General features: G+C 67.4%; 13 protein-coding genes. 12 read left to right on the top strand and 1 reads right to left on the bottom strand.

Annotated elements, in window-relative coordinates; translation table 11 throughout:
• Nucleotides 1–132 precede the first annotated feature (132 nt).
• The 9 genes from LPA37_RS25840 to LPA37_RS25800 all read left to right on the top strand — a co-directional run bounded on the left by LPA37_RS25840 (nt 133) and on the right by LPA37_RS25800 (nt 8165).
• Nucleotides 133–519: a 4a-hydroxytetrahydrobiopterin dehydratase gene (locus tag LPA37_RS25840; protein ID WP_228975974.1), complete on the top strand. Its 387-nt coding sequence runs from the start codon at nt 133–135 to the stop codon at nt 517–519.
• Between the two features lie 169 nt (nt 520–688).
• Nucleotides 689–1732 carry a beta-ribofuranosylaminobenzene 5'-phosphate synthase family protein gene (locus LPA37_RS25835; RefSeq protein WP_229014079.1) on the top strand — a complete coding sequence of 348 codons (1044 nt, stop codon included), beginning with the start codon at nt 689–691 and terminating at the stop codon, nt 1730–1732.
• 109 nt (nt 1733–1841) lie between these two features.
• A complete protein-coding gene (locus tag LPA37_RS25830; RefSeq protein WP_228975978.1) occupies nt 1842–2768 on the top strand; it encodes an NAD(P)-dependent methylenetetrahydromethanopterin dehydrogenase in 927 nt (308 codons plus the stop codon).
• Between the two features lie 13 nt (nt 2769–2781).
• The gene (locus tag LPA37_RS25825; protein ID WP_229014078.1) at nt 2782–4017 is read left to right on the top strand and encodes an ATP-grasp domain-containing protein; all 1236 of its coding nucleotides are present in this window, start codon (nt 2782–2784) and stop codon (nt 4015–4017) included.
• On the top strand, nt 3998–5023 hold the full coding sequence (mch, locus tag LPA37_RS25820; protein WP_229014077.1) for a methenyltetrahydromethanopterin cyclohydrolase: 1026 nt from the start codon (nt 3998–4000) through the stop codon (nt 5021–5023). Before LPA37_RS25825 ends, mch begins: the two co-directional genes overlap by 20 nt.
• Entirely contained in the window at nt 5020–6024 is a 1005-nt protein-coding gene (locus tag LPA37_RS25815) for an ATP-grasp domain-containing protein (RefSeq protein ID WP_228975984.1), read from the top strand. The genes mch and LPA37_RS25815 overlap by 4 nt, the downstream gene beginning before the upstream one ends.
• On the top strand, nt 6011–6922 hold the full coding sequence (locus LPA37_RS25810; protein ID WP_228975986.1) for a triphosphoribosyl-dephospho-CoA synthase: 912 nt from the start codon (nt 6011–6013) through the stop codon (nt 6920–6922). The genes LPA37_RS25815 and LPA37_RS25810 overlap by 14 nt, the downstream gene beginning before the upstream one ends.
• Nucleotides 6923–7118: 196 nt before the next feature.
• The gene (fae, locus tag LPA37_RS25805) at nt 7119–7628 is read left to right on the top strand and encodes a formaldehyde-activating enzyme (RefSeq protein ID WP_228975988.1); all 510 of its coding nucleotides are present in this window, start codon (nt 7119–7121) and stop codon (nt 7626–7628) included.
• A 114-nt stretch (nt 7629–7742) separates the two neighbouring features.
• Complete coding sequence (locus LPA37_RS25800) at nt 7743–8165, top strand: hypothetical protein (protein WP_228975990.1); 423 nt, start codon at nt 7743–7745, stop codon at nt 8163–8165.
• Nucleotides 8166–8258: 93 nt separating this feature from the next.
• On the opposite strand, the gene LPA37_RS25795 is transcribed toward LPA37_RS25800, so the two are convergent.
• Nucleotides 8259–8783: a dihydroneopterin aldolase gene (locus tag LPA37_RS25795; protein ID WP_228975992.1), complete on the bottom strand. Its 525-nt coding sequence runs from the start codon at nt 8781–8783 to the stop codon at nt 8259–8261.
• Nucleotides 8784–9204: 421 nt separating this feature from the next.
• Between LPA37_RS25795 and LPA37_RS25790 the strand changes: the two genes are divergently transcribed.
• The 3 genes from LPA37_RS25790 to LPA37_RS25780 are packed head-to-tail and all read left to right on the top strand — an operon-like array spanning nt 9205 to nt 13294.
• A complete protein-coding gene (locus tag LPA37_RS25790; protein WP_229014076.1) occupies nt 9205–11337 on the top strand; it encodes a sigma-54-dependent Fis family transcriptional regulator in 2133 nt (710 codons plus the stop codon).
• On the top strand, nt 11334–11933 hold the full coding sequence (locus tag LPA37_RS25785; protein WP_229014075.1) for a flavoprotein: 600 nt from the start codon (nt 11334–11336) through the stop codon (nt 11931–11933). Before LPA37_RS25790 ends, LPA37_RS25785 begins: the two co-directional genes overlap by 4 nt.
• The gene (locus LPA37_RS25780) at nt 11912–13294 is read left to right on the top strand and encodes a DUF6513 domain-containing protein (protein WP_229014074.1); all 1383 of its coding nucleotides are present in this window, start codon (nt 11912–11914) and stop codon (nt 13292–13294) included. The genes LPA37_RS25785 and LPA37_RS25780 overlap by 22 nt, the downstream gene beginning before the upstream one ends.
• The last annotated feature ends 3 nt before the right edge of the window (nt 13295–13297 follow it).

Raw genomic sequence — 13297 nt, 5'->3', positions numbered from 1 at the left:
CCCGGGGTTTGTGCCCCCCAGCGCCGGGGGCTTGCTAAACCCGGGCGGCGGGGGGGGGGCGCCCCCGCACGACTGGCGCGCTGCTTGCAGCCCTTTCAGATTCAACCTGCCGATACGACGGAGACCCGCACCATGACTCAAGCTGAACACGTGTATTCCGACGAGGAGATCCAGCAGCGCCTGCAGGGTCCGTTGCAGCACTGGTACCTCGACGATGGCTGGCTGCGCCGCAAGTTCAAAACGGAAAGCTGGAAGGGCACGCTGATGGTGGTGAACACCGTGGGCCACCTGGCCGAAGCGGCATGGCATCACCCGGACCTGACCGTTTCGTATGCGTTTGTCGTCGTGAAGCTGAAGACGCATTCGGCCAAAGGCATCACCGACAAGGACTTCGCGCTCGCCACGAAAATCGAGGAAGTGATCCAGTGGCAACCCGGCCTCGAAGGCGGTCCGCTCGAAGGCACGCCAGCAGACGACCAGCGCTTTCGCTACATCAAGTACGACGCGCCGAAGGCCTGAGCGCCACACGCCCGCGGACAACGACGTCCACGGCTCTGGTACGGCTCTTGCCTTGCAGTTTCCGGCGTGCTGTCCGCGTGACACGCGAGATGCGAGGCGATCCGCGCGTGGCGCGGGTCTTCGCCGGTCCGGACGCCGCCCGCACCCCTGCCAACGAGGAACGCTCACGATGCAGAGTCAATCCGGAGGCCTTGCCCCGCTATCGGCCGTGACGGTCGACGCGCCCGCGCGCCTGCATCTCGGCTTTCTCGATCCGAACGGATCGCTCGGCCGCGCGTTCGGCAGCGTCGGTCTCGCCATCGACGAACGCAGCACGCGCGTGACGATGCAACTCGCCGACGCCATGCGCATCGAAACCACCCGTGGCGATGCCGCGCACGCACGCGTCGAACGCTACGTGGAGACGCTGCGCGCCGCGTGGGACGGACCCGCCGTCGCTATCGATGTCCAGCGCGCGCCGCGTGCGCACACGGGCCTCGGTTCTGGCACGCAGCTCGCCCTTGCGATCGGCACGGCTTACGCGCGCCTCGCCGGCCGGTCGCCGGGCAGCGCGGAAATCGCACGCATGCTGGGGCGCGGCGCGCGCTCGGGCATCGGCACGCTCGGCTTCGATCACGGGGGCTTTCTGGTCGACGGCGGACCCGCGCAGGCGCACGATCCGGCGGGCCACGTTCATACCGAAGCGCCGCCGCTACTGTTCCGCCAGCCGTTTCCGGACGCATGGCGCATCCTGCTCGTCGACGACACCACGCGCGAAGGCCTGCATGGCGACGCCGAAAAACGCGGCCTCGCCTCGCTCGCGCCGTTTCCGCAGGCGCTCGCCGCCCATCTGTGTCATCTCGTGCTGCTGCGCATTCTGCCCGGCGTCGCGGAAAGCGACTTCGATGCCTTCGCCGACGGCATCACCGAAATGCAGCAGACGATCGGCGAATATTTCGCGCCGGTGCAGGGCGGCGTGTATTCGAGCCCCGCCGTCGCCGCCGCGCTCGAAGCGGTCGCGGCGCGGCAGACGGCCGGCATCGGCCAGACCTCGTGGGGGCCGACCGGTTTTGCGTTCGTGCGCAGCGCGGAAGAAGCCGCGCACGCGCTCGCCACGGCCCAGCACGCGACGCGCGGCAGACCCGGCATCGCGTGTTCGATCGTCACGGGCCGCAATCGCGGCGCGACGCTGCGCGCCGTCGACCTGCAGCAATGCGGAATCGGCACGCCATGACACGTCCCGGTTTCAGCGCCGCCCTTCGCGGTCCGCACACGTTGCGCCCGACCTGTTCCGTCGTCCCGCCGCACCGCGCGTGACGCCCACCTGAAACGAGCCTACGCCCATGTCCGAAGCCACTGAAAGGCCTTACATCCTGCACATGTTCACGGCCACGCCGCAGATGAGCCCGTTCGACGTCAACATGGCCGCCGACGCCGGCTACCAGATCGTCGTGCCGTACTGCAACGTCGGCGAGGAGAGCGTTGTGCAGCTCACCCAGGACGCCATCTTTTCGCGCGGCCCGAAGGGGGTGTCGCGCACTGGCATCTTTATCGGCGGACGCGACGTGATGCTGGCCGCCGACATGCTCGACCTCGCCCGCCAGGCGATGGTGCCGCCGTTCGAGGTATCGGTATTCGCGGACCCGAGCGGCGCCTACACCACGGCGGCCGCACTGGTCGCGCTCGTCGAGCGTCATCTGAAGAAGGAGCACAAGACTGAACCCGGCGGCAAGCGCGTGCTGATCCTGGGCGGCACGGGCGCCGTGGGACGCGTCGCGGCGGCGATGGCGGCCTCGCTCGGCGCGGACGTCGTGATCGCGAGCCACACGAGCCGCGCGCGCGCCACCCAGGTCAGCGACGAAATCAACCGCCGCTTCGACATCGCGACCTCGGGCGTAGCGGCCGGTTCGCCCGCGGACCTGCACGCGGCGCTCGCCCGCGCGGAAATCGTGTTCGCGACGGCCGCAGCGGGCGTGCAGCTGATGACCCCCGCCGATCTCGCCCACGCGAAGCACCTGCTGATCGCCGCCGACGTCAACGCGGTGCCGCCCGAAGGCATCGCGGGCGTGAACGTCATGGACGACGGCAAGCCGCTCGCCGGCGCCGCGCGTCACGACGCCATCGGTATCGGCGCGCTCGCCATCGGCAACGTCAAGTATCAGGTCGAGCACCGGCTGTTCGTGCGGATGCGCACGGGCGGCAAGCCGGTCTATCTCGGCTTTCCCGAAGCGTTCGACGAAGCCCGCGCGATCGCGTCCGGCAGCGCCTGAGCGGATCGCGTTCATGTCATCGACGGGGTCGTCGTCGCGCGCCATGAGGCCAGCGCTTGCGCGCTCGCCGTACGTCGCGGTCGTGGGACTGTCGGCGCGGATGCTGGCGCAATCGGCGGCGCGCGCCGGGCTGAACGTCGTCGCGCTCGATATCTTCGGCGACCGCGATACACGGCAGCATGCCGGCCTCTGGTTCGATATCGGCGACGGCAGCGGCGCGTTGCGGATCGATCGCGAACGGCTCCTCGACGCGCTCGCGCGCGTGGCGCGCATCCCTCATCTGCTGGGGTACATCGCGGGCAGCGGCATCGAACCGCTTGTGCCGCGCCTGCAGCGCGCGCCGCACATGCCGCATTTTCTCGGCAACAGTGACGCTGCGTGCGCCGCCGTGCGCGACCCCCGGCGCTTTTTCCCGCTGCTGGATGCGCTCGATATCGCGCATCCGGCGGTGTCGTTCGCGCGGCCCGCCGACGGGCCGACCGGCTGGCTCGTCAAGCATGCGCACGGCTGCGGCGGCACGCATATCGAGCCGCTCGACACGTCCGCGCGAAACGAAGCCGTTACCGGGACCTATTTCCAGCGCCTCGTTCCCGGGCAACCGATGTCGGCGCTTTTCGTCGCGGCGCGGCGCGAAGCGGTTGTCATCGGTTACGCGCGGCAACTCGTCGTGAAAGCGGGCCCGCTGCCCTTCGTGCATGCGGGATCGACCGGTCCCGTCGAGTTGCCTCGCAGCGTCGCCGGAACGCTCGACGCGACGATCCGCGCGATCGTTTCGCGTGCCGGGCTGACGGGCCTGAACAGCATCGACTTCATGCTCGACGGCGAATCGGTGCAGGTGCTCGAAATCAACGCACGTCCGTCCTCGACGATGGCGCTGTACGAAACCGTCTGGCCCGGACAATGGCCGCGTGGCCTGATCGCCTGTCACATCGACGCGTGCCTGCACGGCACCCTCCCCGCCGCCGCACCGCCCGATCGTGCCGGACCGCGCGCCGGCCAGCGCGTGCTGTTCGCGCCGCACGGCTTCACCGTCACGCAGGCGTTCAGCGATGCCTGCCTCGACGATCCGGTCTGTCGTGATGTCCCGCAGCCGGGCACGCGCATCGAGGCAGGCCAGCCGGTCTGCACGCTGTTCGTCACCGCGCCCCGCGCCGACGACGTCCCGCACGCGCTGGAACGCGAACGCGCGCGCCTCCTGCAACGCATTGCAACCTGTCGCGAGTCCGCCCATGACGTCATCCCCGGCTGATCCTTCCCGCACGCCGCCCGCGCCCGCGCTGAGCGTGAACGCACTCAGCGCGCCACTCGTCGCGCAGCTCGTCGACGAAGCGGCGCAACTGCGCGTCGCCGTGTCGCGCACCGATGCGGGCACCGTCATCGTCGATGCCGGTATCGAGGCGCCGGGCAGCATCGAGGCCGGCCTGCTGGTCGCGCGCATCTGCATGGGCGGCCTCGGACACGTCACGACGCACATGAACGCCGACGCCGCGCCGTTCTGGCCCGTCACGATCGACGTCCGGACGTCGTCGCCGGTGCTGGCCTGCCTCGGCAGCCAGTACGCCGGCTGGAGTCTCTCGGCGACGAAGGAACAGACCGGCGGCAAGAAGTTTTTTTCGCTCGGCTCGGGGCCGGCGCGCGCGCTGGCGGGCAAGGAGGATCTGTTCGCCGGACTCGGCTATCGCGACCGGCACGACCGTGGCGCGCTGGTGCTCGAAGTGGATCGCCTGCCGCCGCCCGTCGTCATCGACAAGGTCGTGCGCGACTGCGGTCTCGCGCCAGAGCGGCTGACACTGATCGTCACGCCGACACACGCTGTGGCGGGGACGGTACAGGTCGTCGCACGCGTCGTCGAAGTTGCGCTGCACAAGACGCACGTGCTCGGCGTCGATCTGCACGAGATCGTCGAGGCGAGCGGCGCGGCGCCGCTGCCGCCGCCCGCGCCCGACGGCATTCAGGCGATGGGCCGCACCAACGACGCGATCCTGTACGGCGGCCGCGTGCATCTCACCGTGCGGCAGGATGCGGTTGCGAGACGGCTGGCGACGGAGTTGCCTTCCTCGAATGCACGCGACTACGGGCGACCGTTCGCGGAGATCTTCGCGTCGTTCAACTACGACTTCTACCAGATCGACGCGGCGCTCTTCGCGCCCGCCGAGGTGTGGGTCAGCAGCCTCGAAAGCGGCGCGACGTATCACGGCGGAAGCATCAACGCGGCGTTGCTGCAGGCGCAATGGGGCGCGAGGCCGGCGCCATGAGCGACACGCCCGCCATGACCGGCCTGCGCGTCGCGATCATGACCGACGAAACTGGCTGGCACACCACGCGGCTAAAGCGCGCGTTTCGCGCGCGCGGCGTCGAAGCCCGCTGCGTCGATCTCGCCGGTTGCCGCATCGATACGACATGGGCGCCGTACGGACTCGCGCTGCCCGGCTTCGGCCATGCGCTGCCCGATGCGGTGTTCGTGCGCGGCATCGCGGGCGGCACGTTCGAACAGGTGACGCTGCGCCTCGGCATCCTGCACGCGCTGCGCGAGTGCGGCGTGCCCGTCTACAACGATGCGCGCGCGATCGAACGCAGCGTCGACAAATCGATGACGAGCTTCCTGCTCAACCGTCACGGCGTACCGACGCCGCCGACATGGGCCGCCGAATCGACCGTGTACGCCCAGCGCGTGCTGATGCGCGAGGCCGCCGCGGGCCGCCAGGTCGTGCTCAAGCCGCTGTTCGGCTCGCAGGGCAAGGGCCTGCGACGGCTCGGCGCCGGCGCTCAGGGCCAGGATGGCGGCACGCTCAAACCGCTGCCGCCGCTCGGCGCGTACCGGCATGTGGCGTATCTGCAGCGCTATGTCGATGGCGGCGCGCATGGCTTCGACTGGCGCGTGCTCGTGGTCGGCGGTCGCGCCGTCGCGGCGATGCGGAGAACGGGCGGCAAGGGCTGGATTCACAACTTCGCCCAGGGCGCCGCCTGCGAGCCCGCCGCGCTCGACGACACGCTCGCGGGTAGCGCCGTGCGCGCCGCCGTGGCGCTCGGGCTCGACTACGCCGGCGTGGATCTGATCCCCGATCCCGACAATGCGTCGCGCCCGCTCGTGCTGGAAGTCAACGGCGTCGCCGCATGGCGCGGCCTGCAATCGGTGACATCGCGCGATATCGCCGCCCTGCTCGTCGACGACCTGCTGGATCGCAAGCTCGCCGCCTCGCGCGATGCATCGATCGACGTCCTGCCGCTCGCAGGCGGCGCTCATGCAGGCCGCTGACGAGATCGTGCGCGCCCGCGCGCGCGCGGCGTTCCTGCGCGCCTGCCGGCTCGACGTGGAGACGGCGAAGCCCGGCAACGTCAGCGTCGAAAGTGCCGGACACGGCATGACGTCAACCCAGTTCATCGAAAGCGCGACAGCGGCGGCGAACGCGCTGTTTAACCGCGGTGCGGCAATCGGCCCGCGCATTTTCGATGCGGTCACGCTCACGCGCGCGCGCGTCGCGTGCAATACGAATCTCGGCATCGTGCTGCTGGTCGCGCCGCTCGCCGCCGCGCTCGAATCGACGCCCGCGCCGCACGATGCCGCCCATGCCGCCGCCTGGCAGCGCGCCACGGAAGCCGCCCTCGCCGCGCTGGATATCGACGACGCCCGCGCCGCCTACCGGGCGATCGCACTTGCGAACCCGGGTGGCCTCGGCGATGCGCCCGAGCAGCCAGTCCACGCCGAACCGACGGTATCGCTGCGCGAGGCCATGACGCTCGCCGCCGCGCGCGACAGCATCGCGCGGCAATACGCGGAAGGCTTTCGTGACGTGTTCGAGATCCGCGCCGCCGCGGCGCGCGAATGGCCGCGCGAAACACCGGCAAGCGTCGTCACGCTCGATGTGTATCTCACCTGCCTGAGCCGCTGGCCCGATTCGCACATTGTGCGCAAACACGGTGAGACGGTGGCGCAAAGTGTCACGCGCGAAGCACAGCGTCAGCACGCGCAATGGCGCATCGCGCGCGAGGAAACGCGCGGCGCGGAAGATGGAATCGCCGCAAACGCACTCGCGCGCTGGGACGCCGAACTGAAGGCGCGCGGCATCAATCCGGGCACGAGCGCCGACCTGACGGTCGCCACGCTCTTTGTGGCCGGCGTACTCGACGACGCCGGACCCGCAACCGGCACATGACAAACCCGTAGCGGACGCATGACGGACACGACCGCGTGATGCAGCGCACCACGCATGCGGATCGGGATTGGCACGGAACATGTTAGGAACACCTGGCTTAGCGTGGCGCTCATCCACGTCTTGCGCGGCCGTTGTTGCGGCGTCGCGAGTTGAACGCAGTCCGACACATCGTGTACACAATCACTGGAGGAACAGCATGGCCAAGATCAACCGTGTCATGGTAGGAGAGTCGCTGGTCGGCGACGGCAACGAGGTCGCGCACATCGATCTGCTGATCGGACCGCGAGGTTCTGCTGCCGAGACGGCGTTCTGCCACGCGCTAACGAACAACAAGGACGGCTTCACGTCATTGCTGGCGGTGATCGCGCCGAATCTGCTCACCAAGCCGAACACCGTGATGTTCAACAAGGTGACGATCAAGGGTGCGAAACAGGCCGTGCAGATGTTCGGCCCGGCGCAGCACGCGGTTGCGCTCGCGGTGGCCGACTGTGTCGAGGACGGCACGATCCCGAAGGACGAGGCCGATGACCTGTTCGTCTGCGTCGGCGTCTTCATCCACTGGCAGGCCGACGACGACAAGAAGATCCAGGAGTACAACTACAAGGCGACCCGCGAAGCGCTCCAGCGCGCGGTAGCCGGCGAACCCAGCGCGGCGGAGGTGGTCGCGAAGAAGGCGGGTGCGGCGCATCCGTTCGCGCCCAACTGAGCGCCGGCCGGGCGCCCAACCGGGCGGCAGGCAGCGCGCCAGAGCCGCGGCGAGACCCGCATCGAGCCTCCCCGCGGCGAACGCAGATCGATGCATTGACAACGAGGTTCCGGCATGACTTCACCCTGTCGCGCCCTGCTGGTGCTCGCGTGCTGCGCGCTGGCTGTGGCGCCGGCGGTATCGTTCGCGCAGAATGCTTCGGCGACCGGCGCGCACGCGGCGCAAGGTCACGACTATCCCACCCAGGGACGGGTCGAATACGTACTCAGCTGCATGGACGACAACGGCCACGATTTCGCCAACGTCTACAAATGCTCGTGCGCCATCGACCATATCGCGGCGGTGCTGCCCTACGACGATTTCGTCGATCAGTCGACGTTCGCGAAGTACGCGACGCTTGGCGGCGAAGGCGGCGGAGAATTCCGCATCGACCTGGCGCGGGCGCAGTCGAAGAAATTCCTTACCCTGCAGGCAGAGGCCTATCGCGCCTGTGGTGTCAGCAAAACCGCGGCGGCCGCGGCGCCGGCGAGCAAATAACGCAAACGCGTGCGGACTCCGGCGGCGCGCGGGTCGCCACGCCGTTTCACGTCATGCCATGTCGTTTCATCACACGGCATGATGAAGCCGTGCCTAGTCGGGAATCAGACCCTTGCCGAGCGAAACCCACGTCGCATTCGCCGTGCCCCGTGCATCGCGCCGGCGCTCGATCAGCACGCCGACCGATTCGACGTCGTCGAATTTGCCCGGTTTCGCGAGTGAAACCCGCACCCAGTGCGCGCCGAAATCCGCGATCAGCAGTTGCGCGACCTGTTCCGCGAGCGCTTCGAGCAGTTGCACGCCGTGCGTTCTGAGCAGACCGTGCAGCGCTTCGCGCACCGCTGCATAGTTGATCGTGTCGTCGATGCGGTCCGTTACACAGGCGCGGATCGACGGCACGCCGATCGCGAGGTTCATCCGCACCGGCTGCGGCGCGTGCAGTTCCGACGTGTCGATGCCGATCACCGTCTGGCCCGTGAATCCTTCGATATAGACGATGTCCATGGGCGCCGCGACCTCATCCATCGTCGAAAATCCGGTGTCGGTATGCTGCATCGCGTCGGAAATCCGGGAAACCGCGGAAAAACCGCTATGGCGAATCGCGTCGAAACGGTCCATGGTGTGTCCTCTGGCATGTGAGAAACCGCGCATTCCGGCGGATCAGGCAACCTTCGGACGCACGCCGGACACAATGCGCCGTTTATGACGCACAAACCGGAGCACAACGCCGGATCGTTCGGCTTCCCGAAGGGTGCTGCACAGCAAAGCAAATTCCGGGCGCACACACGCATATTGTTGCGACTAATGATTGAACACTGCCGCTATCGGTTGTAGAGTTTGAAAGGGTGAGGCCGACGTTTGCAGGCACTCGCTGCAATACGAACATTCACCCGCAGTTGTGGAACAGGATAGGCCTGGTTGACGCGCATGCGTGCCCCGAGACACAGCAGCGCGAGGGGGAACCTACATAGATACGCGCCGGGGAGGCGCCACGCAACGTGCGTGGTGCACGCGCCGGACGCCACGGAGACAAGGCCCCATGTCGTTGCTTGCAGACATCAACATGCATGTCCGGGAAGTGCTCAACACCGTCAATCACCAGGTGGCGACGCGGCCCACCAGTGCCTCGGTGGCGCAGTCATGGACGCGCTGCCTGAACGAATTCAGGCTCGATCCCGCGCATTTCGTGATGCCGCCCATTCTCACGCAGCAGGAACTGGCCGCGCGGCGCGAAGCCGCGAGCGACCTGATCGCCTGCTCGAAGCTCGAAATGACCACGTTGTACCAGCAGCTCGCCGACCCTGAACTGGCCGTCGTGCTGGTGGACGCGGAAGGTGTGATCGTGCATCAGGTGTCGTCGGTGCCATTTGGCGAAACCGTGGCCGCCGACGGCCTGCGTGTCGGCGCGCTATGGAGCGAGCGCGAAGCCGGCACGAACGGCATGGGCACCTGTCTTGCCGAACGCGAATGTATCGCGGTTTACCAGCACGAACACTTCTATCCGCGTTACACGTCGCTGACCTGCTCGGCCGCGCCGATCTTCGACGATCAGGGCGCGGTTGCCGGCGTGCTCGACGTGACGAGCCGCTCGAAGCTGTTGCAGCAGCATTCGCTGGTGCTCGTCGGCATGTCGCGGCAGATGATCGAAAACCGCCTGATCGACGCGCGCTACCGTCGCGCGCACATGATTCATTTTCATAGCCGGCCTGAGTTCGTCGGCACGTTGCATGCCGGCAAGCTCGCCGTCAGCGACGAAGGCGTCGTGCTGGCCGCGAGCCGCAGCGCCCTCTTCCAGCTCGATTTCCGGTCGCACGCGGAACTGGTCGGCAAGCGCATCGAGGAAGCGTTCAACTCCTCGCTCGAGGACATGCTCGCACGCAGCATCCGTGGCTCGTTCCATCCGGTGACCGTGTACAGCGCGAACGCCAACAGCCGCTTTTTCCTGATCGCGCAGACGCCGCGCGACGCCACCAGCACCGCGACGCGCATCCTGATGACCGATCCGGGCGCGCGCGAATATCCGTCCGCCGCACGCAGCAGGAGCGTCAAGCCGCGCGACAGCCGGGAAGTCCGCGAGGCGCGGGATGCCGGTAACGTCCGCGATCAGGCTAACCGGCTCGACAAGCTCTCGCATCTGGAATTCGGCGACCCCGGCATGGCTTCGCAGATCCAGCTCGCCGCACGCGTGATCCAGCGAAAGATTCCGATCATCCTGCGCGGACAGACCGGCACCGGCAAGGAAGTGTTCGCGAACGCGCTGCACAGCATCAGCCCGAACAGCGCGGGCGCGTTTGTCGCGGTGAACTGCGCATCGCTGCCGGAGAACCTGATCGAAAGCGAACTGTTCGGCTATCGCGCGGGCGCGTTCACGGGCGCGCAGCGCGAGGGACGGCGCGGCAAGATCGTGCAGGCGAACAGCGGCACACTCTTTCTCGACGAAATCGGCGACATGCCGATGGCGCTCCAGGCGCGCCTGCTGCGTGTGCTCGAAGAACACGAAGTCACGCCGCTCGGCGCGGAAGTCACCGTCAAGGTGGATTTCCAGCTGATCAGCGCGAGCCACCGCAACCTGATGGAACTCGTGCAGAACGGCATATTCCGCGAGGACCTGTATTACCGGCTGAACGGCATCGAAATCAATCTCCCCGCGCTGCGCGATCGTGCCGATGCGCTCGCGCTGATTCACCACATCCTCGAAAGCGAAACGGACGATCCGCCCACGCTCAGCGCGGAAGCTCAGCGCGCGCTGCTCGGTTACGCGTGGCCCGGCAATATCCGCCAGTTGCGTCACGTGCTGCAGATGGCGATGGCACTATGCGACGGCGGTGAAATCCGCTGCTCGCATCTGCCCGCGGATATCTGCGGCGGCGTTCCCGGTGCCCCCGGCACGATGGGCACCACGAACGCGTACAGCGCGCCAGGTCTTGCCCGCGCAACGGGTTTGTCCGGTGCCGCCGCGCCCCCGCATGCGGCCGACGACGCCGACACGTCCACGCTCAACGCCATCCAGCTGAAAGAGCGTGAGACGGTGCTGGCGCTCCTCGACGAACATCGCTGGAACGTCAGCAACGTCGCGAAGGGGCTGGGCATCAGCCGCAACACGCTGTACCGGAAGATGCACCGGCTGCAGATCCGGCTCTCCCACGACGGGTCTTCGCCTTCCGACGCATGAACGCACCCACGCCCGCTCGCCGGCTCGACGAGTTCAAGCCCGACGCGCGGTTTGCGTGGTGCGTGACCGGCTCGGGTCACATGCTCGAGGAATCGATCGACCTCGCGCGCCAACTGCCGGGCGTCGACCTGTTCCTGTCGGCCGCGGGCGAGGAAGTCTTGCCGCTCTACGGCTGGACGATCGCGAAACTGCGCGAGCATTTTCGCGTGGTGCGCGACAACAGCGCGAGCAGCGTGCCCGTCGGCATGATCTACAACGGCGAATATCACACCGTCATCATCGCGCCCGCGACGAGTAACACCGTCGCCAAATGCGCGTTCGGCATCTCGGATACGCTGCCGACCAATCTCTTCGCGCAGGCCGGCAAGCAATGTGTACCTGGCATTGTTTTCGCATGCGATACGGCACCGAGCGTCATCACGCAGACCCCGCACGAGTGGGTCGAGGTGCGGCCGCGTGCGATCGAACTGGAGAACGTCGAGCGGCTCGCGCGCATCGAATACACGACGGTGGCGCGCTCGCTCGATGAGCTCAGGGCCGCGCTCGAACAACGATTAACCCACCTCAGGCTTGCATGGACCACATCGTCTTCCTGACCGGCAGACTGGCCGAGAAAAGCCTGAAGCAGGTGCTGGAAGGCATGGCGCCCACGCCGTTCACGTGGGAAATCCGCGAAATCGGCTTGCAGGTCGCCGGCCTGATGACCACCGACCTGATCCTGCGCCGCGTGCCGAGGCCGCTTGGCGCGAACCGGATGATCCTGCCGGGCCGCTGCCGTGGCGACCTCGACGCGTTGCGTACGCACTATGACGTGGCGGTCGAACGCGGTCCCGAAGAGGTCAAGGACCTGCCGCAGTTCTTCGGCCGCGAAGCCCGGCACTTCGACCTGAGCCGTCATGACACCGCGATTTTCGCGGAGATCGTCGATGCGCCGAAGCTCGATCTCGACGGCATCGCGGCGCGCGCGAAACATTACGCCGCTCAGGGCGCGGACGTGATCGACATCGGCTGCCTGCCGCAGACGCCGTTCCCGCATCTCGAAGACGCCGTGCGCATGCTGAAGGAGCACGGCTATCGCGTGAGCGTCGATTCGATGCAGACCGACGAACTCGTGCGCGGCGGCCGCGCGGGCGCCGATTATCTGCTGAGCCTGAATCTGGATACGCTGTGGATCGCCGATGAAGTCCCCGCGACGCCCATTCTGGTCGCCCGCGAGCCGCGCGATCCGGCCTCGCTCGACGCGGCCATCGAAGCGTTAAGCCAGCGCGGCCGCGCGTTTCTCGCCGATCCGGTTCTCGATCCGATCCCGTTTGGCCTCGCCGCTTCGATTGCACGCTATGTCGGGCTGCGCGAGCGCTATCCGCATATCGACATCATGATGGGCATCGGCAACGTCACGGAATTGACCGAAGCCGATACCAGCGGGATCAACGCGGTGCTGCTCGGCATCGCGGCCGAACTCCACGTCAGTGCGGTCCTGACGACCTCCGTCAGCCTGCACGCGCGCAGGGCGATACGCGAAGCGGATGTCGCGCGGCGCGTGATGTACGCGGCCCGCGAAGCGCAGGTGTTGCCCAAGGGCATTTCCGGCGAGCTTTCCGCGCTGCACGCAAAGCGCCCGTTCCCCTACGACGCGAAGGAGATCGATGAAGTGGCGAACGCCATACGCGATCCGAATTTCCGCGTGCAGGTCGCGACTGATGGCATTCACGTCTATAACCGCGACGGCCATCAAACCGCCGGCGATCCGTTCGCGCTGTATCCGGGCCTCAAGCTCGAAACCGATGGTGGTCACGCGTTCTATATGGGCGTGCAGCTGGCGCGCGCTGAAATCGCGTGGCAACTCGGCAAACGCTTCGATCAGGACAAGGCGCTCGACTGGGGCTGCGAAGTCGAGCGCCCCGAGGAAGACCTCAGTGCATGGCAGGCACCGGGTGTGACAGTCAAAAAGCGCTAGGAC

This window comes from Paraburkholderia gardini (assembly GCF_907164545.1).
Lineage (GTDB): Bacteria > Pseudomonadota > Gammaproteobacteria > Burkholderiales > Burkholderiaceae > Paraburkholderia > Paraburkholderia gardini.
Note: the sequence above shows the minus strand (reverse complement) of the source record. Positions and strands in the feature narration are given on the sequence as shown.